General features: G+C 56.3%; 28 protein-coding genes. 4 read left to right on the top strand and 24 right to left on the bottom strand.

Annotated features, from left to right (window positions below; all coding sequences use genetic code 11):
• Nucleotides 1-407: 407 nt before the first annotated feature.
• Entirely contained in the window at nucleotides 408-1,370 is a 963-nt protein-coding gene (locus GYN08_RS16730; RefSeq protein ID WP_166276402.1) for an alpha/beta hydrolase family protein, read from the bottom strand.
• A 120-nt stretch (nucleotides 1,371-1,490) separates the two neighbouring features.
• Nucleotides 1,491-2,405 carry an AraC family transcriptional regulator gene (locus GYN08_RS16725; protein ID WP_166276399.1) on the bottom strand — a complete coding sequence of 305 codons (915 nt, stop codon included), beginning with the start codon at nucleotides 2,403-2,405 and terminating at the stop codon, nucleotides 1,491-1,493.
• Nucleotides 2,406-2,660: 255 nt separating this feature from the next.
• Here GYN08_RS16725 and GYN08_RS16720 point away from each other — a divergent pair, with 255 nt between their 5' ends.
• Nucleotides 2,661-4,706, top strand: a complete 2,046-nt coding sequence (locus tag GYN08_RS16720) for a methyl-accepting chemotaxis protein (protein WP_166276396.1) — start codon at nucleotides 2,661-2,663, stop codon at nucleotides 4,704-4,706.
• Between the two features lie 159 nt (nucleotides 4,707-4,865).
• On the opposite strand, the gene GYN08_RS16715 is transcribed toward GYN08_RS16720, so the two are convergent.
• From GYN08_RS16715 to GYN08_RS16705, 3 genes are all read right to left on the bottom strand, one after another.
• Entirely contained in the window at nucleotides 4,866-5,513 is a 648-nt protein-coding gene (locus GYN08_RS16715; RefSeq protein WP_166276393.1) for a FusB/FusC family EF-G-binding protein, read from the bottom strand.
• 286 nt (nucleotides 5,514-5,799) lie between these two features.
• The gene (locus GYN08_RS16710; protein ID WP_166276390.1) at nucleotides 5,800-6,351 is read right to left on the bottom strand and encodes a GNAT family N-acetyltransferase; all 552 of its coding nucleotides are present in this window, start codon (nucleotides 6,349-6,351) and stop codon (nucleotides 5,800-5,802) included.
• A gap of 34 nt (nucleotides 6,352-6,385) precedes the next feature.
• Complete coding sequence (locus GYN08_RS16705; protein ID WP_166276387.1) at nucleotides 6,386-6,832, bottom strand: DinB family protein; 447 nt, start codon at nucleotides 6,830-6,832, stop codon at nucleotides 6,386-6,388.
• 229 nt (nucleotides 6,833-7,061) lie between these two features.
• Between GYN08_RS16705 and GYN08_RS16700 the strand changes: the two genes are divergently transcribed.
• Entirely contained in the window at nucleotides 7,062-7,823 is a 762-nt protein-coding gene (locus GYN08_RS16700) for an SDR family oxidoreductase (RefSeq protein ID WP_166276384.1), read from the top strand.
• Nucleotides 7,824-7,905: 82 nt separating this feature from the next.
• Here GYN08_RS16700 and GYN08_RS16695 read toward each other — a convergent pair whose 3' ends face one another.
• From GYN08_RS16695 to GYN08_RS16620, 16 genes are all read right to left on the bottom strand, one after another.
• Complete coding sequence (locus tag GYN08_RS16695) at nucleotides 7,906-8,334, bottom strand: VOC family protein (protein ID WP_166276381.1); 429 nt, start codon at nucleotides 8,332-8,334, stop codon at nucleotides 7,906-7,908.
• Between the two features lie 33 nt (nucleotides 8,335-8,367).
• A complete protein-coding gene (locus tag GYN08_RS16690; protein ID WP_166276378.1) occupies nucleotides 8,368-8,748 on the bottom strand; it encodes a VOC family protein in 381 nt (126 codons plus the stop codon).
• Between the two features lie 35 nt (nucleotides 8,749-8,783).
• Entirely contained in the window at nucleotides 8,784-9,230 is a 447-nt protein-coding gene (locus GYN08_RS16685) for a pentapeptide repeat-containing protein (protein ID WP_235946353.1), read from the bottom strand.
• Between the two features lie 154 nt (nucleotides 9,231-9,384).
• Nucleotides 9,385-9,852, bottom strand: a complete 468-nt coding sequence (locus GYN08_RS16680; RefSeq protein WP_166276375.1) for a GNAT family N-acetyltransferase — start codon at nucleotides 9,850-9,852, stop codon at nucleotides 9,385-9,387.
• A 62-nt stretch (nucleotides 9,853-9,914) separates the two neighbouring features.
• Complete coding sequence (locus GYN08_RS16675; protein ID WP_166276372.1) at nucleotides 9,915-10,388, bottom strand: hypothetical protein; 474 nt, start codon at nucleotides 10,386-10,388, stop codon at nucleotides 9,915-9,917.
• 43 nt (nucleotides 10,389-10,431) lie between these two features.
• Nucleotides 10,432-11,910, bottom strand: a complete 1,479-nt coding sequence (locus GYN08_RS16670; RefSeq protein ID WP_166276369.1) for a HEAT repeat domain-containing protein — start codon at nucleotides 11,908-11,910, stop codon at nucleotides 10,432-10,434.
• A gap of 39 nt (nucleotides 11,911-11,949) precedes the next feature.
• Nucleotides 11,950-12,885 (bottom strand): DUF7638 domain-containing protein, encoded by a 936-nt coding sequence (locus GYN08_RS16665; protein WP_235946352.1) that lies wholly within the window; start codon nucleotides 12,883-12,885, stop codon nucleotides 11,950-11,952.
• Nucleotides 12,882-13,049: a hypothetical protein gene (locus tag GYN08_RS16660; RefSeq protein ID WP_166276366.1), complete on the bottom strand. Its 168-nt coding sequence runs from the start codon at nucleotides 13,047-13,049 to the stop codon at nucleotides 12,882-12,884. Before GYN08_RS16660 ends, GYN08_RS16665 begins: the two co-directional genes overlap by 4 nt.
• Before the next feature lie 76 nt (nucleotides 13,050-13,125).
• The gene (locus GYN08_RS16655; RefSeq protein ID WP_166276363.1) at nucleotides 13,126-13,686 is read right to left on the bottom strand and encodes a P-loop NTPase family protein; all 561 of its coding nucleotides are present in this window, start codon (nucleotides 13,684-13,686) and stop codon (nucleotides 13,126-13,128) included.
• A 12-nt stretch (nucleotides 13,687-13,698) separates the two neighbouring features.
• The gene (locus tag GYN08_RS16650; protein ID WP_166276360.1) at nucleotides 13,699-14,421 is read right to left on the bottom strand and encodes a metallophosphoesterase family protein; all 723 of its coding nucleotides are present in this window, start codon (nucleotides 14,419-14,421) and stop codon (nucleotides 13,699-13,701) included.
• A 14-nt stretch (nucleotides 14,422-14,435) separates the two neighbouring features.
• A complete protein-coding gene (locus tag GYN08_RS16645) occupies nucleotides 14,436-14,795 on the bottom strand; it encodes a hypothetical protein (protein WP_166276357.1) in 360 nt (119 codons plus the stop codon).
• 76 nt (nucleotides 14,796-14,871) lie between these two features.
• Nucleotides 14,872-15,762 (bottom strand): RCC1 domain-containing protein, encoded by an 891-nt coding sequence (locus tag GYN08_RS16640; RefSeq protein WP_166276354.1) that lies wholly within the window; start codon nucleotides 15,760-15,762, stop codon nucleotides 14,872-14,874.
• Nucleotides 15,759-15,941: a hypothetical protein gene (locus tag GYN08_RS16635; protein ID WP_166276351.1), complete on the bottom strand. Its 183-nt coding sequence runs from the start codon at nucleotides 15,939-15,941 to the stop codon at nucleotides 15,759-15,761. Before GYN08_RS16635 ends, GYN08_RS16640 begins: the two co-directional genes overlap by 4 nt.
• A 61-nt stretch (nucleotides 15,942-16,002) precedes the next feature.
• Entirely contained in the window at nucleotides 16,003-16,140 is a 138-nt protein-coding gene (locus GYN08_RS16630; RefSeq protein ID WP_166276348.1) for a hypothetical protein, read from the bottom strand.
• A gap of 45 nt (nucleotides 16,141-16,185) precedes the next feature.
• Entirely contained in the window at nucleotides 16,186-16,635 is a 450-nt protein-coding gene (locus GYN08_RS16625) for a DUF1569 domain-containing protein (RefSeq protein ID WP_166276345.1), read from the bottom strand.
• A gap of 173 nt (nucleotides 16,636-16,808) precedes the next feature.
• The gene (locus GYN08_RS16620) at nucleotides 16,809-17,789 is read right to left on the bottom strand and encodes an NAD(P)H-quinone oxidoreductase (RefSeq protein ID WP_166276342.1); all 981 of its coding nucleotides are present in this window, start codon (nucleotides 17,787-17,789) and stop codon (nucleotides 16,809-16,811) included.
• 324 nt (nucleotides 17,790-18,113) lie between these two features.
• Between GYN08_RS16620 and GYN08_RS16615 the strand changes: the two genes are divergently transcribed.
• Nucleotides 18,114-19,631 (top strand): alpha/beta hydrolase family protein, encoded by a 1,518-nt coding sequence (locus GYN08_RS16615; protein ID WP_166276339.1) that lies wholly within the window; start codon nucleotides 18,114-18,116, stop codon nucleotides 19,629-19,631.
• A gap of 88 nt (nucleotides 19,632-19,719) precedes the next feature.
• On the opposite strand, the gene GYN08_RS16610 is transcribed toward GYN08_RS16615, so the two are convergent.
• Together GYN08_RS16610 and GYN08_RS16605 are read right to left on the bottom strand one after the other, a co-directional pair.
• The gene (locus GYN08_RS16610; protein ID WP_166276336.1) at nucleotides 19,720-20,292 is read right to left on the bottom strand and encodes a class I SAM-dependent methyltransferase; all 573 of its coding nucleotides are present in this window, start codon (nucleotides 20,290-20,292) and stop codon (nucleotides 19,720-19,722) included.
• A gap of 124 nt (nucleotides 20,293-20,416) precedes the next feature.
• Nucleotides 20,417-20,989, bottom strand: coding sequence for a phosphotransferase-like protein (locus GYN08_RS16605; protein ID WP_166276333.1), 573 nt, complete (start codon nucleotides 20,987-20,989; stop codon nucleotides 20,417-20,419).
• A gap of 79 nt (nucleotides 20,990-21,068) precedes the next feature.
• Between GYN08_RS16605 and GYN08_RS16600 the strand changes: the two genes are divergently transcribed.
• Nucleotides 21,069-21,242, top strand: coding sequence for a hypothetical protein (locus tag GYN08_RS16600; protein ID WP_166276330.1), 174 nt, complete (start codon nucleotides 21,069-21,071; stop codon nucleotides 21,240-21,242).
• 120 nt (nucleotides 21,243-21,362) lie between these two features.
• Here GYN08_RS16600 and GYN08_RS16595 read toward each other — a convergent pair whose 3' ends face one another.
• Nucleotides 21,363-22,337: an NAD(P)H-quinone oxidoreductase gene (locus GYN08_RS16595; protein ID WP_166276327.1), complete on the bottom strand. Its 975-nt coding sequence runs from the start codon at nucleotides 22,335-22,337 to the stop codon at nucleotides 21,363-21,365.
• Nucleotides 22,338-22,361: the final 24 nt, after the last annotated feature.

Here is a 22,361-nt window from a genome sequence, read left to right as displayed (position 1 = left end):
ATTTTCGGCGTGCAGCGTTTCCCTTTCTTATCACATACCCGCAAAAAGGCGGCCGACGCCGAAGCTTCTCTTATGATGAACGCGCCGAGCCGGCCCGATGTCGCCTTTAAACGCAAAAAAAAGACCGCTTCGAAGAGCGGTCAAATTGTCGTGAAAGTCACGTAGACGCGGGAAGCGAGCCGCCTCCGAGAAAAATTCGTTTCAGTCGCGTGTTGAAATTGAGAAGTGGATTGAATTTTAGCGGAATTTTCTCAATTTCAAAGGCGAACGCTATCGCTCTTCCACTGAATGTTTCTCTCCGACGTCTCGCTTCTAGCTACGTTAGGCTTTCAAAACATGTTGACCGCCAAGAATAACGGTCTTTTTCTAAAAGATTAACGTTTACTTTCCGATCGGAAGACGCTGTCTTATTTCTTGCGCTTGTTTTCCTTGTACAGGAAGTTGACGGTACGTTTGACGGCCGTATCGAGAGGTTCGCCGCTGTATACGTGCTCGCCGCCTTTGATCCGCACGAGCTTGGCGCCTTTGCCGTATACTTCTTTGTATTTCTCCGAATAGCTCATCGGAACGACGACGTCTTTGGTGCCGTGGACGATCAGCACGTCGCCTTCGTAAGCTTTGGAAATGCCGTAAATATCGAGACCGATGGCGTCTTCGAACCACTTCTTGCCGAAGGTGTACGCGCCGCCGAAGATCGGAATCTCGTTAGGAATATTGTTGACGTCGACCTGCGCGCCGAGCAGGCTGCCGCGTTCCGCATCGTCGACCAGAATCGCCGCTGCCGACCAGAGGGCCACGCTGCGGATCTCGCCCGCGCGTTCGCCGGCCGCCAGGCTTGTCGCCGCTCCGCCCATGCTGTAACCGACCAGGTTAATGCGGCTTTGGTCGACGTAGTTCAGCGTTTTGACATAATTGATGATCGCGTCCAGATCTTCTTTTTCCGACTTGATCGAGTTGTTCAGCAGCGTCCCGCCGCTCTCGCCGTAGCCGTTGAAGTCGAAGCGCACGGTCACGAAGCCTTTTTTCTGCAGGGCATCGGTCAGCTGAGTGAACATTCCCTGCTGATTGCGGTCGCCCAGAACGCCGTGCGACAAAATCGCGACCGGATAGGTTTGTCCCGCTTTGTAAGCATCCGGCAGGCGGACGGATCCGCGCAGCGTTACTCCGGCCGAACCCGGGTACTCGAACGGAATGTCTCCCGCCACCACCAGAGAGCTGCCCGCTTTTTCGTTAATGGCATCGTAAGCGGAACCTCCGCTTTGAACGGATGCCGCAGAAGCGGTCTGCACGCCTTCATTCGAACCGGTCACGGCTCCTGCCGCGGTAAAAGCGAGAACGGCACACAAAGAAACCAGCATTTTTTTGTACAAGGTTCTTCCCTCCTAGGAATATGTATCTAACTCGGCCTTCTCTCAGCGGAATCTTTCCGTCTTTTTGAGGAGGCCCCTTGTTATTGTAACAATTCCCTTAGGCCGGAAAAGGGCATGTTTTTAACCTAAACCGAGGCGATTTTTGGCCAATTCGGCATTTCCGCTGACCAGGGCTTGCGAACCGGGACGTTTGGTCTTACGATACTGATCTGGCGGCAGCGCATAGACTTCTTTGAATACACGGTTGAACGATTTCACGTTGGGGAATCCGTTCTCGCACGCGATCCGCACGATCGGACGGTCGGTATCGATCAGGTCGCGATACGCTTTTTCCAGCCGTACCGTGTTGATGTACTGCATGATCGTCATGCCGATATGCTTGCGGAAAAACCGGCACAAATAAGCGGAAGTGAATCCGAACTGCCGCGACAGCCCGTCGACGGACAGCGCCTCGCCGTAGTTGCTCTCGATGAATTTTGTGATGTCGGTCAGCGTGCCCAGATGTTTCTGCGACTGCAGGCCTCCGCTGTGCCGCTTCGGAACCGCAAAGTCTTTGAGCAGCAGATAGACCAGTTCGTAAGACAGGGCATGAATGCGGAGCGGGACATAAGGGTCTTCTTCGGATTCCCGGCACACAGCGACAAAGGCATCCAGCTTTTCACGCAGCCGGGCGTACTTCTCCAGCGTTTCGGGTCCGTCTTCGCCGCCCGAAACGCACCGGAAAGAGATCCCTTCGATCTCGGGACAGTGTTCCTTCAGAAAAGCGTAATCGACGATAACGGTAAGCGCCTCGTTCTCTTCGCTGTCGTTTGCCAAGAACGAATGCACTTCGTTGGGATTGATAAGCACAATATCTCCCGGTCCGGTCTTATAGATCGAACCGTCCACGTAAATCTCCTCGATCGAGCCCGACAGGGTGTAGGAGATTTCCACGCTTTCGTGCCAGTGTCTCGGAATGAAACGATGTCCCTCTACCGGATGCATGATCAACTTAACCGGCAGGTCTCGGTCAAAGGCGATAAGTTCATACTTCATTTCTCCACACTCTTTCTGCTTATTTCTTATGTAAAAATATTAGGTTTTTCTCTCTTTACTCATTATCGGACAAGACTTTAAAGCTTTTAATCCCTTCTCCGGAAGCCCTTATCCATACCTGCTCAGAAAATTAAACCTAAAAATATTCGTTCCTATATCCGAAGAAATATTTATATATATAAGAATTATTATCTTTTGGAGGAGATTAATGTGATAAAGAAAAAGAAGACATACCCCCTTCGGGAAAAGAACCCGTTGACGTTCAAAGAACGGCTGCGGCACTTGCGGACAGCAAGCCTGCGATCTCTCACTCAAATCCGGACCCTGCTGATCGCCTCGTTTCTGATCGTTCTGCTTGTCCCGAGCGTCATGATCGGCTTTTTCTCTTACGAGAGCGCCAAGACCGAGGTCGACCACAAAATTACCAACGGCATTTTGTCCAACGTCGCGCTGGTGCGCAGCGTCATCTCGCTTCAGACAAGCAGCTCGATCAGCAACCTGAACGTGCTGGCGGCCGATCTGGGTTCGGCCGGAATGAACGATGCGGACATTCAGCGCAAGCTGGATGCCTATACGGCCGCCCACCCGGAACTGCGCGAGGTGGTGCTGGCCGACGAGAACGGAGGCTACATCGTTTCTCCCAACGCGGAGGCGCCCGATTTTAAACCTTTGGAAGCAAGCTGGTACATAAAAGCAAAAGCGGCTCCCGGACAGCCGGCAATCGCGGAAACGAGCGAGCCGTCCTTGGCCGGTCCTCTGGTCTTCAACATTTCCCGCACGCTGGACGGCGGGCGCGGCGTGCTGAACTTCAGCCTGAATATCGACAAGCTGACGGAGTCGGTCCGCGCGGCCAAAGTCGGCGATACAGGCGCCCTGTTCGTAACGGATGCCCAGCAAAAAGTCGTGACCGGTTCGGGCGCCCTGTTCGAACAAGGCATCCTGCCGACCGGTGCCCCATATGCGGCGACCGGCAAACCGATCGACTCGTTCGTTCCCCAGGACGAAAAATATAACGACATTACCAAATTTGCCATGAGCGCGATCGGCCTCACGATGGACGGTTACAGCGTTCAGGACCCGGCCACGGGTTGGACCATTACGGCAACGCTGTCCGTCTCCGACTATTCCGCCGCCGTCAAGCCGATCCTGAACACGATGCTGTGGGTTATCGGGATTGCCGTCTTGCTGCTGGGCATTCTTATCTTCTTCGTCGTCCTTGCCTTCTCGCGGCCGATGAAAAAGCTGCAGCAGGGAATGGAGGATATCCGAAACGGCGACCTGTCCAAGACGCTCGAATTGAAAGGCAAAAACGAATTCGCCGTGCTGGCGGGCGGCTTCAACGATATGACGGCCGCGCTGCGCTCCATGGTTACGGAGCTGAACGACGCTTCCTCCACGCTGAACTTCTCGTCGAACACGATCAAGGAAAGCACGGAGCAGATGGCCCAGTCTCTGGAGCATGTCTCGGAGATCGTGAATGAAACGGCGGAGACCGCCCATGTAGGCGCCGAAGCTTCCCAGCAGGCGGCAAGCGCGGTCGAGGAAATGGCCAAGGGCGTCCTGTCCATTGCCGAGTCGGCCAGTACCATCGTCGGTTCCGCCGAGCTGACAGCGAAGCATGTCGAGCAGGGCAGCGAGAGCATCGGCAGCGTCAGCGGCCAGATGAACCGTATCCTGGAAGCCGTAGCCGAATCGACGGAGATCGTCGACAGCCTCGCCCTGCTGTCCGGCGAAGCCAAGACCATGAACGAAGCGATTGCCGAAATCGCCAGCCAGACCAATCTGCTGTCGCTGAACGCTTCCATCGAAGCTTCGCGCGCCGGCGAACACGGACGGGGCTTCGCCGTCGTCGCGGGCGAAGTCGGCAAGCTGGCTGAACAATCCAAACGCACGGCGGACGGCATCCGGGAAACGATCGAGAAAATGAACGACCTGATTCTGCGTTCCAACGAGACGATGAACGGCAACGTCCGCAGCCAGGTCACCGAAGGACTCCGTCTGAGCGGCGAAGCGGCATCGGTCTTCGTGGACATTCAGAAGTCCGCGGGCATCATCAGCGAGCAGATCCAGGACATTTCCGCGGTCGCCGAACAGATTACGGCCGGAACCGAAGAAGCTTCGGCTTCCGTTCAGGATATGTCCCGCCTCTCCGACCAGTCCGCCGGAGGCGCGCAGACGACTTCCGCCGCCGTCGAACAGCAGTTGGCGTCGATTCAGGAGATCTCGCGCTCCTCGCACGAGCTGTCGGACATGGCCGGCAAGCTGCAGCAGATCGTTCAGCGCTTCAAGGTAGACGCTTAAGAAACAACCGAATCCACACCGGACGATTTGTCCATGCGAAGACCCCGCTTACATCCGTAAGCGGGGTCTTCGTCGTCGATCGGGCCAAGCTTGCCCTTTCAATTTTTACACACAAAAAGACCGCTCCGAAGAGCGGCCTTCCCATCTTGATCGTCCGATTCACTTCCCCGTCGACAGCAGGAACTTCTCCAGCGCGGCCGGGTCGGTAATGCTATGATTGCAAGCTTCGTCATCCATGCATACGTACTGTCCCAAAGAGGCCATATTGTCCGGCGTGCTGCCTTTGAGCTTCACGTTGAAAAATCCCAGCTCCTGGTGCCGGTTGCAGAACATGCAGAATCCCTTCTTGTTGGTCGGCGTGATTCGGCCTTCGACGCCAAGAAACTCCCCGTCGCGGCGATAGACGATATACAGACGGTTCGTGGCGTTGTCCACCCATCTCAAATACGTCATATGCGCGTAATCCAAACGTTCGAGATCCGGGAGTTTAAGCTTTTTCGTTTTGGGAAACAGCTTCTGGGCCTGCTTCGCCGTCACTTCCGGGAACGGTAAGAGATACGGTTCGAGCGAGTCCAGATATTCCTGCAGCTCATGCGCCGCTTCCTGCTTCGCCATCTGCTCCAGCAGCGCTTTTTGCTCCGCGGTCAGTTCGTCGAAGACGTCCATCGCATTGGCGACGGCCGTATCGCGCACCGTGTCCAGCACTTTGCGGTCGGCGACGCTGCGCAGCGTTTTCAGAAGGAAATTAGCCTGTTTTTTGATGACGTTCAGTTGATGGTTATGAATAAACGGTGTTTGATTTTGCATAGCTTTCAGCCCCTTATTTTTGATGGTCAAACGATAAGGTGCAAAGCCTGCGGAGTGAAACGTTCAGGTGATACGCGGGGACGATCCAAACTTCCGCTCGCCTCGCCCTACACAAAGTCCGCCCCTGTTCAGGCTTCGCGTAAGGCCTTTGTGATAAACGAGCAATCCGGTGCGATCCACATTGCCACGGTATAACCCCCAGTGCGAATAAGATAGGTCAAGTATAGCAGGGGATCGGCGGATGAAGCAATCGGAGGACCTGTCGGGTCCCGCCGGACAGAATCCGTTAACTCCCGTTGAATCGGGCCATCATATACGTATTATGGAATTTGCCGTCCGACAGTACCCGGTCCTTCTTCATCAAGCCTTCGATCTCGAAGCCGAGCTTCTTGTACAGTTCGATCCCTCTTGCGTTGGTTTCGAGCACGCCGTACAGCACGATTTTGCGGATTCCGTTCGCGTCGGCCCAGTCGATGCTCTCGGTCATCAGATGCCGGCCCACCGCGAACCCCCAATAGTCTTTCCGTACGCCCAGGCCGAGTTCCGCTTTATGTACGAAACGCTTGAGGTCGCTGCCCGCGCATCTCGAATATCCGATAAGGCCCTCTTCGCTCTCGGCCACGAGAAACAGACTGCGGGGATGATTCGTGTCGGCTTCGATCACCGCTGCGAACCCGGCCGCATCGAGGAAATCCTCGCCCGGCTCCCGGTCCATGTTTTCCGATTCCCCGTCGATCCGCAGCCTCAGCGCGGACAAGCTCCCCGCATCGCCGGCTGCGGCGGAACGAACGGTATAACGCAGTCCTTTGACCTCGAACGGTTTGGCTTCGATTCTCATGTCTTCACTCCGTTTTCCGTTTTACGAATGCTTTCTATCGAACAAATAAAATATAATCCACGCCTACCGGCTCAAGTCCGCTTTCCCGAAGGCAGCTGTTGATTTGTCCCCGATGATACTGTCCGTGAAGCACTATGTGCGTCAGGATATCCCCTGCCGACGTCTCGAACGGATTGCCTTTGCTGTCGGAATAGGCGACGACGCGCTGCGGGTCGGCGGCGATGTCGTCGGCCAAAAAAGCTTCGAATTCTTCCGCGTTCCGTTCCATAAGTTCCGCGCAGAACGCAAGGTCCCGGTCCGACCAGATCGGCAGCCCCGAGCTGTCTTGTCCCCGAAGACGGGTCAGCCAGACCCGTTCGGCATGAAGCGTATGGGCAAACAGGCGCAGCGCCCTGCCGTCCGCCTCCCCGCTTTGCAAAGCGCCCAGAATCGCCCGGTTCGCCCAATCGAGATGGTTGAACATTTTTCGGATCGTGTCCATCGTGCATGCCTCCTTTTTATGCTCATTCTTTCGCTTCGAGCCGGGCAAAATCCTTTTTCGAACGCCCCACGACGTCTCCGCCGAACCGGGGCTTGACTTCAACCCCGGTTCAAGTTCTATGATGATCATGTCGACAGAACACGTTCATATTCGGTGGCTTCACCAAGATCAAGATCGGCGGCTGCGAAGAACGCTTGCGAAATTCCACTCCAAGAAAAGAGGTCCAATCATGAAAATGACGGGAAACACGATATTGATCACGGGCGGAGGCTCGGGGATCGGACTGGCTTTCGCGGAACGATTCCTAAAGTCGGGCAATACGGTCATCGTCTGCGGCCGGAGGGAAGACGTGCTGCGAGGCGCGCAGGAACGTCTGCCCGGACTGGTGACGCGAGTCTGCGACGTCGGTGACGAACGGGAGCGGGTCGCGCTGTTCGAATGGGTAACGGCGAATCACCCGGACGTGAACGTGCTGGTGAACAACGCGGGCATCCAGCAGCGGTTCAATCTGTTGAAGACGGACGCGCGAACCGATTGGCGAGAGTACGGACGCGAGATCACGATCAATGTAGACGCGCCGATCCACCTCTCGATGCTGTTCGCTTCTTATTTTGCGGAAAAAGACTATGCGGCGATCCTGAACGTCACGTCGGGCCTGGCCTTCACCCCGTTCGCGATCGCCCCGATCTACTCCGCGACGAAAGCGGCTCTGCACTCTTTCACGATGAGCCTGCGGCTGCAGCTGTCCGGGACGCCGGTCGAGATCATCGAGATCGCGCCTCCGGCCGTGAACACGGATCTGGGCGGCGCGGGCCTGCATACGCAGGGAGAGCCGCTGGACGCTTTCGCGGACAGCATCTTCAAAGGGCTTGAAGAAGGACGCGCGGAAATCGGGTACGGCACTTCGGAAGCCCGTCTGCGGATGTCGCGAGACGACGTGGACAAGTACGCGGAGCAGATGTACCAGGCGACGAAAGGGCTGATCGAGTAACGTTTCCCCTGCTGCTCCGCTCCCTTCGAAGCCAAAAAAACCGCCGAAGACCGGCGGTGAATGCTGGATGCCCTATATGCCTTCACTGCCGGCTTTCGCGCATTGCCCCCAGAACCAGGCGATATCCGTCCGGGTCTTGAATAATAGCGTTCTTGAATTCCCACTTCCCATGCGAATCGGTATACGGTTCGACCGCGATTATCCCGCCTCTTCCCCGCACTTCCTCCACGAACATGTCCAAGTCGTCCCAGCTCACATGGGTAAAAGAGTCCCAGCCGTGAGGTGGTCCTTCCCACTCGGTCGGATAATCCGTACGCTTCCGGGCAGCCGCGTTGGGAACGGCGTCCGTGCCGTTAACGGCCTGCTGCAAAATAAAAACCATATCGTCCCGTTCCGCGTGTCCCCAGCCGTCCACTTTGTAGCCCAATATATCCCGGTAATACGCCTGAGACTTTGCCAGGTCCGATACCAGTCTCACCTGAAAGGTACGACCCAATTTGATTTCGGGCATTCCCGATCTCTCCCTTATGCTGTGCCGAGCCTTTTAACTGAAGCAGGTACAGATCGCGATGACATTTCCGTCCGGGTCCCGGAACGAGAACTCCGACAAATCTGGAAAATGCCGAATTGCGCTTGCGATCTCCGCGCCGATCGACATGACATGCCCGTAGGCCGCCTCGATATCCGAAGTGCTCAAGTTAAAAATCGGATGATTCGTCGGCTTGAGTTCGTATATGTCGTCGAAGCGATGATCATCCAGGGTCAGACCCGGCCGCCCCGCCCCCATGTCAAACGTGTAAATGGGACTCTGCACTTCTCCCTTCACTTCTGCGCCAAGAAGCCTGCCGTACCACTCGACGGCCCGTTTCAAATCTGTGACATGCACAAAAATCGTGTCTACTCTGTTTGCAATCGGACTTTTCACCGATGATCAGCCCCCTGGTTATCGCTTTTGCAGCATTACTTACTCTTCAGCAGGTCTTCGATCAAAATGCCGTCAATCTTTAACCCGGCGATATTGCAGTTCCGGATTTCCATATGACGAAGATCGCAGCCGTCGAATACGATGGGCGGATATTGGCCGTTCGGCTCGTAATTCCCGTCGCCCTCCTGCGGGAGCACAATGCCGCTGAATTCGGTTCCGAACAGGTGAACATGGTCGATCTTCATTCCGCTCATATTCGCATGCCGAATTGAAGCGTTCGACAAATTCGCATTGCTGAGCTTTAACCCGCCGGCATTGATGTCATTGAAGGTTCCCTCGCTCAGGTTCGCGTTGTCGATCTTCGTCTTCGACAGATTGACGTTCGCGAAGCTCAACCCCTCCGCATTGACTTCCGTAAAAGTAGAGCCCGAAATGTCCTTCCGTTCCAGTTCCAACTTTTCGAATTCCAATCCCATGTCCATGCCCCTTCCCTCTTCCGTTTTATTATGCAGCGCTGCCGAGCGGTCCGGCCTTTCCAGTATAGCAGCGGTCGAATAAATTGGAAATATGTAAGGAATTACCGTGTATATAAGAACACATGTTCCGAAAATTTGATTATCGTTTCGTCCATCTAGGTTACAGCTCGCATTCCATCGTCTTCATAGCGGCGGCAAGTCCGTTTTTTTCATAGAAGGCGATTCCCCGGACATTCTCTTCGAATACCGACAACCGCAGAAAATCCAGTCCCCGCTGCCTTCCCCATTGTTTCGAAGCTTCCAGAAGCAGAGCTCCGATCCCTTCGCTTCTATGCTTCTCCGAAACAATCAGTTCGAGGACATAGACATACCTTTTCTCGAGCAGGCAGCTGATCGGAGGCGTCGCTTTTTCCTGCAAAAGCGAAAAACCGACAACTCCCTCTTCTCCCTCCGCCGCGAGAATGCCGGAATCGCTGCCTTCGATGATCGACAGCAAAAATTCGTCCGGCCGCTCGGCCAGCACAAACCGCTTCGGCTGATAAAATACCGCATCCGTATCCAGTTCCCAACACAGCTTTTTCAGATCGGGCAGATCTTCCGCCCTCGCTTCCCTGATCGACCATTCCATACGTTCACTCTCGCTTTCTTTTTCACTTACCTTCTTGATCCGAATGTTTCTTTCCGCTGCGTTCAGCCGCCGAACACCTTTAACTGCTGCTCGTAGCGGTAAGGGTCCATCCGAATGTCCAGCGGATAATTGGCGGGATTGATCATGTTATGCAAAATGCCCTGTCCTTCCTCGTAGCGGATCTGCACTTCGCACCCGTCGTGCAGTTCCCGGAACAGCCGGCGTACGCTCGGCAGACGTTCGTCCGTGCCCGCAATCTGCGCGCCGAACCGCACCACATTAAGCTGATCGTAAGGCTCCCGGTACGTGTCGATCACGATCAAATTTTTTCCGCTTCCCGCCCGAAACAGCAGGACGTCCCCCGTGTTTACCCGCATCTTCAAATATCGATCGTAAATTTCCGTCATCGGAAAATCGATCCCCAGTTCTTCGGCCAATTGACGGACCGCCGCCTGCGCTTCGTGGTATTCTTCGAATTCATCCGGGTAGAAGATAAGTTCGCTGATCGACAGCGTAATTAAAAACTGATAGTTCATCGTTCGCCGTCCTTCCTTTTGTCCGAGGGCATTTTCGATCCCCTCAATCGTTCCGGATCGCTCCCCGCCGCTCCAGGATCTGCCGAGCTTCTTCCTTTACATAGGGATTAGGGTGACTCAGCGCCGTTTCGCGCAGCAGCGGCAGGGCTTCGTCTCCGAATTCCTGCAGCCGTCCCATCACGTTGCCGACGATATGATCGCTGCGCTCCGCATGTTCCTGCAGCAGCTTTCCGTACAGCGGCAGCAGTTCGGGGTCCGCTACGTCTCTAAGCGCCTGCACGGCATACAATCTCACCTTAGTGTCCGGGTCGAGCAGCCCTTCCCGCAAAACGTCCACATGCCGCGCCTTATCCGGAAGTTTCCCCGCAGCATAGAATACCTTGCTCCGAATCCCGGCTTCCGGGTGGGCAAACAGCGGCCGAAGCACGTCGAAATCCAGCGCCTCCGCCTCTTCCAACAGCATCAGCAAGGAAAAAAAGGCGTCGCTATCGTTTTCTCCGTGCAGCAGCCGAATCAAGCTCGGCAGCCATTTTCGCAGCCTCTCGGCCGGCATGTAGGTCGAAATCAGCCGCGCGGCCGCCTGGCGGTCCGCCGACTCGGGGCCGCGGCGAATATAATACAGCGTGTCCGCTTCCACGTAAGGAAAATCGACACTCGCCAAATGTCTCATCGTCATATGGGCAAGAGGAGAAAAAGGCTCCGCTTCCCGAAAAATGATCCGAAGCCGCGCTATCGTATCCGGCTGCAGCGAGGGCAGTTTGAACAGCCCCCGGATCGCTTCGAACCGCGTATCTTCGTCGTCCGTTTCGTCGAACAGAGCGAACAGCTCTTCTTCGCCGCCGTGACGCAGCTTGCCGAAACTGTCGACGTTATAGCCCGCGAGCAGCTCGTCGAGCCAGCGTTCGTACCAATTCAGGAAGTTCTCTTCGTACGTGAAAAAAGGCTGCTGATAATCTCGGTCGATATACGCGATTCTGCCGCGGTACGGTCCGTTCAGCACCAGCACCGTATCGTACGTGCAGCCCTGCGTCCCGATGCACAGCGTCCCTTGAAACATCCGTTCTCCGGCCGCAGCGTAAGCCTGATCGTCTTCTTCCTCCGCCTGTTCTTCGCACCGGGCGTCCAACTGCCGCCATTCGTCCAAAGTGAAATCCGGCCGCAGCAGGCACGGCTCCGCCAGCCGGGCCGATTCTTCCTCCATCTCCTCGAGCGGGTAAATGCCGTAATGAGGTCCCGCGCCCCCATTGCCGACCAAGGTCAAGAAATCCGTCAATTCCTGCGGCAGCGAGATGCCGTGCTTGCGTTCGAACGCTTCGACCGTCTCGGGAGAAAGCGGTTCTTTCAGCGCGTACTTATGGCTGCTTGCGCCGAACACTTTGCGCAGATTGTCTTTGCGGGAGGCGAGCGGCACTTTTGCGATAATCCGCTCCGTCTGGGTAGGAACGGCCGGCGGCGGCGCTTGTTCCCGCATTTGCTCCGGTTCTTCGGAACCGGCGGCTTTTTTTCTTTTCCAAAATTCCACCGAATTCACCTCCTATCCGAACGGCTCCCGGCTGCACCGTCACACTTCGCGCGTATCTTCCGGCGTATACAGAATTCTTCGGTAATCTTCGTCCCTCGTATCCATGTCGCCCAGGTACAGGCGCTGATGCTCGGGAACGTCCTCGTACCGCTCTTTCAAAAAAGCTCTGCGCCGCTCGGACGGCTCTTCGAGGTAGCGGTGATAGGCGTCCCGGCACAGCTCCAGCGTCGTTTTTCCGCCTTGCAGTTTGCCGAGCAGGTCGGCCGCTTCTTTCCGTTTTTCCCCGACCGGAGCCGCGTTCAGAACCGCGGACAGCCGCAGTTCGCCGAGTCCCGCGATCGTGACGTCGACGGGCCGGTCGAACTCGGTAAACAGCGTCCCGTCCGCGAACAGCGCTTCGACCTCCGCCATCGACGAATACGCTTGTTCGCGGTCGGCGTCGCAGATCTCCGCCGTGCCGTCCTCGTAGACCGTCAGACGGATCAGATCGCTGCGCCCTTCCCGCCGCATGAACAGGAAAATGCTTCGGCCTTCGGCCGTCTCGTAAAACGTTTCGCTCCGCACGTAAAAAGGAACGGCTTCTTCGATAAATTGAACGCGTCTGGATTCGGCCAGCTTTTTCTGCGTTTCGGTGACGGTATACAGATTGCTCATTTCCGGATTCAGCCGCTTGAGCCGATCGAGAACCGCTTCGTAATACGTGCCGGTATCGTGCAGCCAGCGGGCCGATTCCACGACATAACTGCCCAGGCCGTGAATCGACAGCGGTCTGCCCGCGGGAATCGTCGGCGTTAACCAGCCCGACTCCAGCTTGCCCCTCAGACCGTCCAGGTCGACCAGCTCCCAGCAGTCGGCCATGCCGTCTTCGTAAATATTCAAATCGATCATAAAATACTGTCCGCCGTTATGGATGATTCCCGGCATCGTTGTGCCTTCGATCGTCCGCTTTCTGCGAATTTTTTGCATCGTCATCATCCTTCGTCAGCCGCCGAAATTTCCCGTTCCATCTTCACCTGGATTTTGGGTTGTCCTTCGATCGTCTCGGGATAAATGCCCCGGTACGCGGATGTCCAGGCGTCGCGGGCGACCGCCTGAATCCGCGGAATGTCGCCCTGCTCGGCGAATCGGATCGTAATCATGCGGCGTCCCCCCTTTTACGGATGTATTTTCATAGCATTCGGCAGCCGAATCCCGGATTCGTTCTTCCGGCGGCCTCTATAGTCCGAAGCGCTCCCGGATCAGGTCCGCGACCTGCTCCGGCTCCATATTTTCGTTGTTGATGCGTATGTAATTGGGCTTCTGAATCTCGCCGGGGCGGGAATTCAAACGGTGCTTCTCGTAGGTCGCGACCAGTTCGCCTTCCGACCATTTCACGTCCCGCTTGCTCGGTTTGTGCAGCAGCCGGTTTTCCGTGACGTTGCGCTTCTTCCGCTCTTCGATGTCCGCTTCCAACTCGACCAGACAGACCGTGCCTCCCCTGGACTCGAACAGCTTCGACACGGCTTCGATATAATCCCAATCGCTCTGCAGGTCGAAGCCCCAGACGAACGTGAAGATCAGGCCTTTCAAGTCGCTGCGCGACACTTCCTCGAAGATCTCCTGCCGGATCAGGCTCACCAGCCGCTTGCCGGAAGGCGTGCCGTAATCGAAAAATTGGGAGACGAAATCGATCGACATATGATTGTGGAACAGTTTCAATCCGGTCTGCTCCGCCAGATGCTGGCCGACCGTCATTTTGCCTACGGCCTGAGGACCGAAGACGATGACAAGTTTCATAACCGTTCCCCCTTATGTGTTAAGCTGGTTCCCGTGAAAAACGCGCAAAATAAAGTCCCGATCCGGAACCTGCAGCCGTTCGAACGATTCCAGAAAGTCCCGGTTGTCGTAAGCGACGCCGAGCAGATGCACGCGGATCGTTCCGTTTTGCAGCTCTGCTATCGCATACCGGGCAGCGGCCCGGTCGCCGCAGCCCAGAGCGCCGGGATTTACGTAAGTGCGACGCTCCGTTTGAAAATGGTGAATCGGGTGATGATGGCCGAAGCAGACCAGATCGTAAGGCGAATTCGCATAGGTACGATCCAGCTTGGTTCCCGAAGGCGCCTCGTCGATGGGGTCGAGTTCTCCGCCGCTCCTATGATAATGCGTCATAAGCAGACGGAGCCCTTCCGCTTCGATCTCCAGCGTCTGCGGAAGGCTCCGAATAAACTCGACGCTGCGCGGCGTCAGACGGCTGCCGATCCATGCGTGATGCTCCGCGACCGCCTCGTGTCCCGGCAGCGCTCCTTGTCCGTCCAGCAGATGCAGTACCGCCTCTTCGTGATTGCCGGAAATCGCCGACGCGTCTCCCCGGTTCATGATCGCTTCGAGCACTTCGTCGGAATCGGGACCGATGCCGATCATGTCGCCCAGGCAGCAGATCCGGTCGGTACCGCCGCGCCGGTCGATATCCGAGAGCACGGCACGCAGCGCGGGAGCGTTGCCGTGAATGTCGGTCAATATGGCCAGTTTCATTCTGTGCGCCTCCTTTACGTCCGTTCGTCCAGCTTCCGGACCGCCGCGTTCAAGGCTTCGATTCTTCGGCGAAGCAGCGTCTTCTGCGGACTGCCCGCTTTCGCTTTTTCGAAGCTCTCTTGTACGGACGGGATCAAGCCGGATAAAGTTTGCCGGGCGTCCGCCAGCTCTTCCCGTCCGTAAGCATACGGGGTCCCCTGCCAGTCTTCTTCCAGCGCGGCCAGTCCGATCCGCAGCGCGCGCAGCCTTTTATCGACCAGGGTCAAGCCGGCGCCTTTGCGGGACATCGCCGCGAGCGCCGTTTCCGATTTGCGCACGGCAGACCTCAGAGCTTCCAACGATTCGGTCTGCGAGGCGTTCGGGATTCGTTCCATAGGGGGTCATCCTCCGCTTTTTTCCATTCATTATAGCATTCCGAACAGAACAGGCCGAAACGCAAAAAAGCCCCGTTCAAGGCTTTCTGCCGTTCGGCAGCCGAATCCCGCTCCAGCCGCCGACTTCGCACTGCCCGTACTCGTTCCGGCCTACCGCGACCAGCGTGCCGTCCGACTTCAGGCCGATCGTGTGCGCGCAGCCCGCAGCGACCGCGACAAGATCCCTCCAGCCGCTCACGGCGCACTGACCGTGGGCGTCGGAGCCCGCGGCAGCCGCCGTCCCGTCCGATTTCAAGCCCACCGTATGGTAACTGCCCGCCGAGACGGCGATCATCTCCTCCCAGCCGCCGACTTCGCATTGGCCGTGCTTGTTCGATCCGGCCGCCGAGACGCCGCCTTCCGCTCTCAGCCCGACCGTATGCAAATAACCGGCCGAGACGCCTACGATGCCGCGCCAGCCGCCGACGTTTCCTTGTCCCATACGGCTGCTGCCCGCCGCCAGGAGCGTCCCGTCCGCCCGGAGGCCGACCGTATGCCAATCTCCCGCCGCGACCGCGACGATCTCCCTCCAGCCGCCGACTTCGCCTTGGCCTTCGCCGTTCCTTCCGGTCGCGACCGCCGTCCCGTCCTCCCGCACTCCGACGGTAAAGCGCCAGCCCGCGGCGACGGCCGTCAAGTTCCGCCAATCGCCGACTTCGCACTGTCCGTGCGCGTTCCAGCCTGCCGCGACGGCGGTTCCGTCCGCCCGCAGCCCCACCGTATGCGAACTCCCGGTGTTGGACGCCAAGTGGACGCTGCCGGCGGCCACGGCGACCAGGCTGCGCCAATCCCCGACGTCGCACTGCCCGTACCGATTATCCCCCGCCGCGACGGCGGTGCCCTCTTCCAGAAGCGCCACCGTGTGGCGGCGGGCGGCGGCTATGGACGGGCGGGCGCACGGTTTTCCGCCGAATCCGGCGCCCCTCACAGCGTCACCACCGTAACGGATTCGCCGTGGCAGACTTCGCCGTTCTCCCGGAATCCGAAGCGTTCGTACAGCTTTTTGGCCGCCGTACTCAGCCTCAGTAGACAGTACCCGTCTTCCGCGACTTCCGGGTTAAAATGGCCGCGCCGGTTCTCCAGCGTGATTTTGCGAAGTGTGATCATCGAGTTTGTTCTCCTTGGTTTTTTAAGGTTCGGTTCATCTCCGGTCCATCCCTCAGCTTTTTCAAAATAAGGCGACCACGAGACGGAAGACCAGCATCAGGACGGATACCGCCGCCTGCGCCAAACGACCACGAGACGGCAAGTCCCCGATCGAATCCGTATCGGCGCGCCGGATGACTTTGAAAGACTTTCCGCGCATGGACAGCCTCCTCTTGAAATGAACATATAGGCCGAGCCTTGTTTGCTACACGCCGAACTGCCGCAAATGATGATCCAGATGTTTATATACACCTTTCCCCCATTCCTCGGCAGACAGCTTTCCGAAAAAAGGATGAGGACGCTGGGTACAGGCTTCCGGGCCGCTTTGCTGAAATGTTTTGATTTTGTCGATCAGCCGTTCCTTTTCGTTATCGAAATCTTTCTCTCCCGTGATCCGGATCTCCGGAATCGTCGACATGTTATGCGGCAGCGGCTTATCGTTGTAGAACACCGGCTTGGCGAACCTTCCGACGAAGATCCCCAGCAGACTTCGTGAAGCCGCCCCCCTGCCCATCGCCAAATCTTGAAATCCGGAACAGTGAGCCAGCATCTGCGCGGCGTTCATTTCACCCCATTTACGCTGCGAATCGGGACGCAAATTGTCGATCCGGGATACTATTTCTTTGGCGTACCGTTCTTCGAACAGGTTATTCATGAAAAAGCCACCTCCGCAAGAATGGATGAGTATCGAAAACGATGAACGAAAAACAGCGAGCCTCATGATGAAACCCACGGTCTGGATACTCCGGCCTGCTAACACCGATCCGGCGCTAAAGCTTACCCGGCATCATTATCCGTTCAGCATGATTGCGCTGCGTAATCCGATCCTCACTCCTCTATGCTCAAAACGATCTTCCCGATATTCCGGTTCGCTTCCATATGCCGCTGGGCTTCCATCGCTTCCGCCAGCGGAAAGACCGTATCGACGATGGGCTTGATCTCGCCCGCTTCCATATGCGGCATGACATCCCGGATAAAGTCGGCCGTAAGCCGCGCTTTATACTCGTCGCTGCGCGGCGTAAGCAGCGTGCCGGTCAGCTGGACGCATTTGGACATCAGCGCGAACAGATTCACCCGTTCCACCTGCGCGCCGCCCAGAATACCGATCAGCACCCAGCGCCCTTCCTTTTTGATGCTGGCCAGGTTCTTGTCCCAGTAATCCGCTCCGACGAAATCCAGAATCAGATCGACGCCCTGTCCGTCCGTGGCGCGGAGCACCTCTTCTTCGAAAGACTGCTCCTTGTAGTTGATCAGCACGTCCGCGCCCAAGCTCCCGCAAAAATCGAGCTTTTTCCCGGAGCCGGCCGTCACGATTACTTTCGCCCCGCTGAGCGTCTTGGCCAGCTGGATCGCCGCCGTACCTACGCCGCTGGCGCCGGCATGGATCAGCACGGATTCGCTCGGCCGCAGCCGACCGATCTCGTAGAGCGTCTGGTAAGCCGTCAAGAACACTTCCGGTACGGCCGCCGCCTGTTCAAACGAGTACCCGGACGGAATCCGCATCGCGCGGTCTGCCGGCATTACCGCGTATTCCGCATAGCCGCCGCCGTTTACGAGGCCCATGACGCGGTCGCCCGGCGCAAAGCCCGTTCCCGCTTCCGCTCGCTCGACCACGCCCGCGATCTCCACGCCGAGGATCGGATTGACCGCGTAGCCGGATTGACCTTCGCGGGTCACGATATCCGTCCGATTGACCGCCGCGGTATGGACTTTGACCAGCAGCTCGCCCGCAGCGGGTTCAGGAGCGGGAAGATCCGTCAGCCGGAGTCCGTTAACGCTGCCCTGCCGTTCGACAATGATCGCTTTCATATCGCACTCTCCTTTTCTTTTCGCCATTCGTCCGCGTCTTCAAGGTCCAGCAGCGCCAGAGTGACAGACTCGTCGATTTCGTATTCGTGCATATTAAGCCCCTCCTTCATTATTGTTCTTACCCCATTTATCGATCGTCTTGCGAATCGCGTCTCCCAGGCGAACCGTAGGCAGAAGCATGGTCAACGCTGCTGTTCCGCATTTTCGCGCCCGGACATTACAGCCTTGTAAGGAAGGTGTAAGGCAAATCGATGGCGGAGACCGGTCTGACCGAATAAGCTCTAAGCAAGCGCAAACCGCATCTTTTTGAAAAGGAGAATTCGGATGAGACCGTTTGAACTGCTGCTTTGTGTATCGACCGTCCTGCTGCTGGCCTCGATCGTCCCGGCCCGAAAAGGACGCCGCTTCATCCCCCCGTCCGCCGCAGGCGCAGCCGCCGGACTTTTCCTGGTGCTGCATGGGACGCTGGAAGGCTTCCGGGTGCAGCTGCTGTTCCCCTACTGCGTCACGATTCTTTTCGGAGCCGTATCGGGCTATCGGTTGTTCAAGAAAACGGAAGCCAAAAAAATGCCGCGCTTCCTGACGGGTTCGGCTTATGCCGCCGCGGCCGTCCTGATGACCGCCACGGCGGGTCTTCTGTACGCGTTTCCCGTCTTCAAGCTGCCCGAGCCGACAGGCGGATTCCGGGTCGGAACGCAGACCTTTCACCTCGCGGATCAAGCTCGGGAAGAGACGTTCGACCGGACCGCAGGCAGCCCGAGAGAACTGATGGTTCAGGTCTGGTACCCGGCCGAAGGCGAATCGGGCAGGCCGTTGCGCTTTATTCCCGACACCCGGATTTTGCCCGATATGGCTGCGGATTACGGCCTTCCCGGATTTACTTTTCAGCATCTGAAGTACATATCCGGTCATGCCCATTCGGGAGCGATCGTCTCTTCGGCGCAGGACGCCTATCCGCTGATCCTGGCGAATCCCGGATTCGGCTCCTCCAGATTTATGCATACGTCGCAGGCCGAAGATCTCGCGAGCCACGGCTATATCGTCGCTGTGATCGACCATACGTACAATACGTTCGCCACGGAGTTCCCGGACGGACGAATCACGCGCAACGCCAGCAGCGGCTTGTTTTCGCCCGAGCACGATTACCGCACGGAACGCGAGAACCGCGATAAGCTGGGCGGCATATTGACCGACGATGTAACGTTTGTGTTGGACCAGTTCGAACGCATTCAATCGGGGCGGATTCCGAGTTCGTTAAAAGGAAAAATCGATCTCGGTCATGTCGGCACGTTCGGTCATTCCATCGGCGGAGCGACGGCGTACGACGCGGCTTACGATCCGCGAATCGCGGCCGGCATCGATCTGGACGGCGGACTGTATCGGCTGCGCGACCGCGAGCGCCTGCGCAAGCCTTTTTTGTTCATCCACTCGGAAAGCGAATTCCAGCGGCTGCAGCGGGTGGCGGATAACCGGGTCTACACGGACGACGAGCTGAAGCGCATGGGTTCGACCCGAGAATGGGAAGATCAGGTGGCGGAAGACAAAAAGCTGGAACTGAAACGCATGCGCGAAGCGGTCGAGGAAGGCGGACAGGTGCTCCATATCGAAGATACGGAACACCTGAACTTTACCGACGTCCAGTTTATCTCGCCGGTCTTCCGCATGCTGGGCGTGACGGGGAAGATCGCGCCTCGCAGAGCGAATGCCGTCATTAACGGCTGCATGCTCGACTTTTTCGATAAGCATCTGAAAAAGCAGACCGAACATTCGTCGGCGAGGCCGGAAGGCCTCTTCCTCCCGCGTTCAGCAGCCGCCGGTCTCTCGGCGAATCTGCTCTTTTAACGCTTTTCCGTTTATGTCTTTTTGCGCGTAATGATGGATCATGCGATGCTTGGAAATGATCTTGAATTCGTTCGATGACTCCATGTCGTTACCCCTTTTTCGCGTCTACGATTAACGATACGAATCCCAAATGCCCGTTCCGGTTCCGGTGGTCAAACCTTTCGGACCTATAGATGAACCCCTTCTCTGGATCCCAGTCTTTAAAATGAAACTTCCCTGCCTCGTCGCAGTACTCCAACAACTCCGCTTCGAAGCCGGCTTCCTCGAACATCTTCGTTAGGGTTCGGTAATTATGTACGATCTGATGGCCTGCCGCAGGATGATCCGGCGAACCTGGCCCGCCGACTTTCACGAGGTTCTGATATTCTTCATTCGGAAAATAACCGTCGGGAACCGCGCAGCGAACATATCCTCCCGTATTCAAATGAGCGAAGCAATTTCGAGCGGCCTGCACGCCCTCTTCATAAGTCAAATGCTCCCAAACATGCTCGGAAAGTATAGCGTCGATTTTTCGATCTTTGAAGCTTTGTTCCCAATCTTTCGCTTCGAGTAAGTTTAATTGTTCCTGCTGCGTTTGTATCCATCCTGTATAGCGCTGCGATGAAGCCCCTATAATAATCTTAATCGGTTCTTGCGGTGCCAAGCGGGAAATATCGATCATCGGCTCGCCCTCTTTCTTCAGCTTGGGTTCAGTGCCGTCAACGCCTCTGCATCTCACACCTTCCAGGTAATCCGCTTATACTTCATGTTCTCCGGCGAGCCAAACTGTTCCACAATAACGGCTTTCATATCGATCCCCTTCTTATGTCGTCATGTATATCGGACTTAATCGCATTCAAAATCTTCTCGGCGCATTCTGCGGGATTCAACTGCTCCGTATTCACTTCAAGGTCATATTCGTTAAACCGATAGACGTTGTCGAACTGAGAAGTCGCCAGTCCGATATGCCGGTCTCCCCTTGCTTGTTCCCTTCTTACGAGTTCTTCTCTGGAGCATAGGACGCCTACATACAGCAGGGGCTGACCGGAACATGCATCCATGAACTCGCTAAACCGCTTGTCATTATCGATAACGGTATCCACAATCACATTCAAACCCATTTCCGAAAACAATTTAACGGTCGAGTAGTACACGGAGACGATGGAGTCATCCACGATTTGCGAGACAGCTTGATGATCGATTTCCCTCGGGAGTTCATCGGGAAGCTTCCGGTTAATGAAATCATTATAGTTATTAAAAAAGTCATCAACCGATAAATGGTGAAAAAGAATTTCCTTCTGACGGATCAGTTCGCTGGAAATGCTGGTCTTTCCCGAACTTGAAGTTCCGTTCAGCAGCACAATGAGCCCTTGCTTCAACTGGACCACCCTCGCCGATTGGATTTATGTTTTTTAATAATAAGCTCATATATACTCTCTATAAAGTGAGGCGGCAGAAATGAAGTTAAAGTTATGGTTAGGCTGTGCTTTTTTTGTTTTTTTATTTGGCTGCGGCTCTTCTAAACCGGAAATTCTGGATATTGATGCGGCAGAAGTTCAGGCGATTCAAGTAGGTCTGGGAATGAATACGGGGTGGGAAAAAGATATCGGACAATCGCCCCCGACTCAATAGCAGCGGAATAACAAAATAAGCGGGTCGAATTCCCTTAAGGCTCAAAGCCCTTTTCCTCTCTTCGTCAATGTCACTTAAACGCGAAGAAGAGCCGCGCAACCGCGCGGCTCTTCGACATGCCTATGTTCTCAAAACGATCTTCCCGATGTTCCGGTTCGCTTCCATATGCCGCTGGGCTTCCAGCGCCTGTTCCAGAGGGAAGACGGTATCGATGATCGGCTTGATCTCGCCTTGCTCGATATGCGGGAAGACGTCTTTGACAAAGTCGGCCGTTAAACGCGCCTTGTACTCATCGCTTCTCGGCGTGAGCAGCGTCCCGGTGAGCTGTACGCATTTGGACATGAGCGCAAACAGATTCACCTGCTCGACCTGGATACCGCCCAGTATGCCGATCAGCACCCAGCGGCCTTCCTTTTTGATACTCGCCAGGTTCTTGTCCCAATAATCCGCGCCGACGAAATCCAGAATCAGATCGACGCCCTGACCGTCTGTCGCTTTCAGCACTTCCTGCTCAAAAGACTGTTCTTTATAATTGATTAGCACATCCGCTCCCAGTTCGCCGCAGAAATCGAGTTTCTCCTGCGATCCGGCGGTGACGATAACTTTCGCTCCGCTGAGCTTTTTGGCCAATTGGATCGCCGCCGTTCCCACACCGCTCGCCCCGGCATGGATCAGGACCGACTCGTTACGCTGCAGACGCCCGATCCAATACAGCGTCTGATACGCCGTCAGGAACACCTCGGGTACGGCCGCTGCTTGTTCGAAGGAATACGCATCCGGAATCCGCATCGCACGCTCCGCCGGCATCACCGCATATTCCGCATAGCCTCCGCCGTTCACCAGGCCCATCACACGGTCTCCGGGCGCAAATTCCGATCGGCCGTTCGCCTGCTCAACCACGCCTGATATCTCTACGCCCAGAATCGGATTCGAAGCATAGCCGGATTTTCCTTCGCGGGTCACGATATCGGTCCGATTGACCGCTGCGGCATGGACTTTGATCAACAGTTCGCCTTCTGCCGGTACGGGAGTCGGAAGTTCAGTCAGGATCAGACCGTTGGTCGTTTCTTGTCGTTCGACAGTGATGGCTTTCATCGATGTACACTCCTTTTGGATAGG

The sequence above is a fragment of the Saccharibacillus alkalitolerans genome, assembly GCF_011090185.1.
Classification (GTDB): domain Bacteria; phylum Bacillota; class Bacilli; order Paenibacillales; family Paenibacillaceae; genus Saccharibacillus; species Saccharibacillus alkalitolerans.
The sequence above is the reverse complement of the archived record's forward strand: the minus strand, read 5'-3'. Positions and strand labels throughout refer to the sequence as shown.

Bases quoted from the DNA above. Each gene is read 5' to 3' on its own strand.
- GYN08_RS16610 (WP_166276336.1), bottom strand. From the start codon at position 20,292: ATGATCGATATTTCCCGCTTGGCACCGCAAGAACCGATTAAGATTATT.
- GYN08_RS16665 (WP_235946352.1), bottom strand. From the start codon at position 12,885: ATGATGACGATGCAAAAAATTCGCAGAAAGCGGACGATCGAAGGCACA.
- GYN08_RS16645 (WP_166276357.1), bottom strand. From the start codon at position 14,795: ATGGAACGAATCCCGAACGCCTCGCAGACCGAATCGTTGGAAGCTCTG.
- GYN08_RS16710 (WP_166276390.1), bottom strand. From the start codon at position 6,351: ATGAGAATCGAAGCCAAACCGTTCGAGGTCAAAGGACTGCGTTATACC.
- GYN08_RS16715 (WP_166276393.1), bottom strand. From the start codon at position 5,513: ATGCAAAATCAAACACCGTTTATTCATAACCATCAACTGAACGTCATC.
- GYN08_RS16675 (WP_166276372.1), bottom strand. From the start codon at position 10,388: ATGAACTATCAGTTTTTAATTACGCTGTCGATCAGCGAACTTATCTTC.
- GYN08_RS16595 (WP_166276327.1), bottom strand. From the start codon at position 22,337: ATGAAAGCCATCACTGTCGAACGACAAGAAACGACCAACGGTCTGATC.
- GYN08_RS16655 (WP_166276363.1), bottom strand. From the start codon at position 13,686: ATGAAACTTGTCATCGTCTTCGGTCCTCAGGCCGTAGGCAAAATGACG.
- GYN08_RS16700 (WP_166276384.1), top strand. From the start codon at position 7,062: ATGAAAATGACGGGAAACACGATATTGATCACGGGCGGAGGCTCGGGG.
- GYN08_RS16650 (WP_166276360.1), bottom strand. From the start codon at position 14,421: ATGAAACTGGCCATATTGACCGACATTCACGGCAACGCTCCCGCGCTG.
- GYN08_RS16705 (WP_166276387.1), bottom strand. From the start codon at position 6,832: ATGGACACGATCCGAAAAATGTTCAACCATCTCGATTGGGCGAACCGG.
- GYN08_RS16630 (WP_166276348.1), bottom strand. From the start codon at position 16,140: ATGCGCGGAAAGTCTTTCAAAGTCATCCGGCGCGCCGATACGGATTCG.
- GYN08_RS16685 (WP_235946353.1), bottom strand. From the start codon at position 9,230: ATGGACATGGGATTGGAATTCGAAAAGTTGGAACTGGAACGGAAGGAC.
- GYN08_RS16695 (WP_166276381.1), bottom strand. From the start codon at position 8,334: ATGCCCGAAATCAAATTGGGTCGTACCTTTCAGGTGAGACTGGTATCG.
- GYN08_RS16635 (WP_166276351.1), bottom strand. From the start codon at position 15,941: ATGATCACACTTCGCAAAATCACGCTGGAGAACCGGCGCGGCCATTTT.
- GYN08_RS16625 (WP_166276345.1), bottom strand. From the start codon at position 16,635: ATGAATAACCTGTTCGAAGAACGGTACGCCAAAGAAATAGTATCCCGG.
- GYN08_RS16725 (WP_166276399.1), bottom strand. From the start codon at position 2,405: ATGAAGTATGAACTTATCGCCTTTGACCGAGACCTGCCGGTTAAGTTG.
- GYN08_RS16680 (WP_166276375.1), bottom strand. From the start codon at position 9,852: ATGGAATGGTCGATCAGGGAAGCGAGGGCGGAAGATCTGCCCGATCTG.
- GYN08_RS16660 (WP_166276366.1), bottom strand. From the start codon at position 13,049: ATGATTACGATCCGATTCGCCGAGCAGGGCGACATTCCGCGGATTCAG.
- GYN08_RS16600 (WP_166276330.1), top strand. From the start codon at position 21,069: ATGAAGTTAAAGTTATGGTTAGGCTGTGCTTTTTTTGTTTTTTTATTT.
- GYN08_RS16620 (WP_166276342.1), bottom strand. From the start codon at position 17,789: ATGAAAGCGATCATTGTCGAACGGCAGGGCAGCGTTAACGGACTCCGG.
- GYN08_RS16615 (WP_166276339.1), top strand. From the start codon at position 18,114: ATGAGACCGTTTGAACTGCTGCTTTGTGTATCGACCGTCCTGCTGCTG.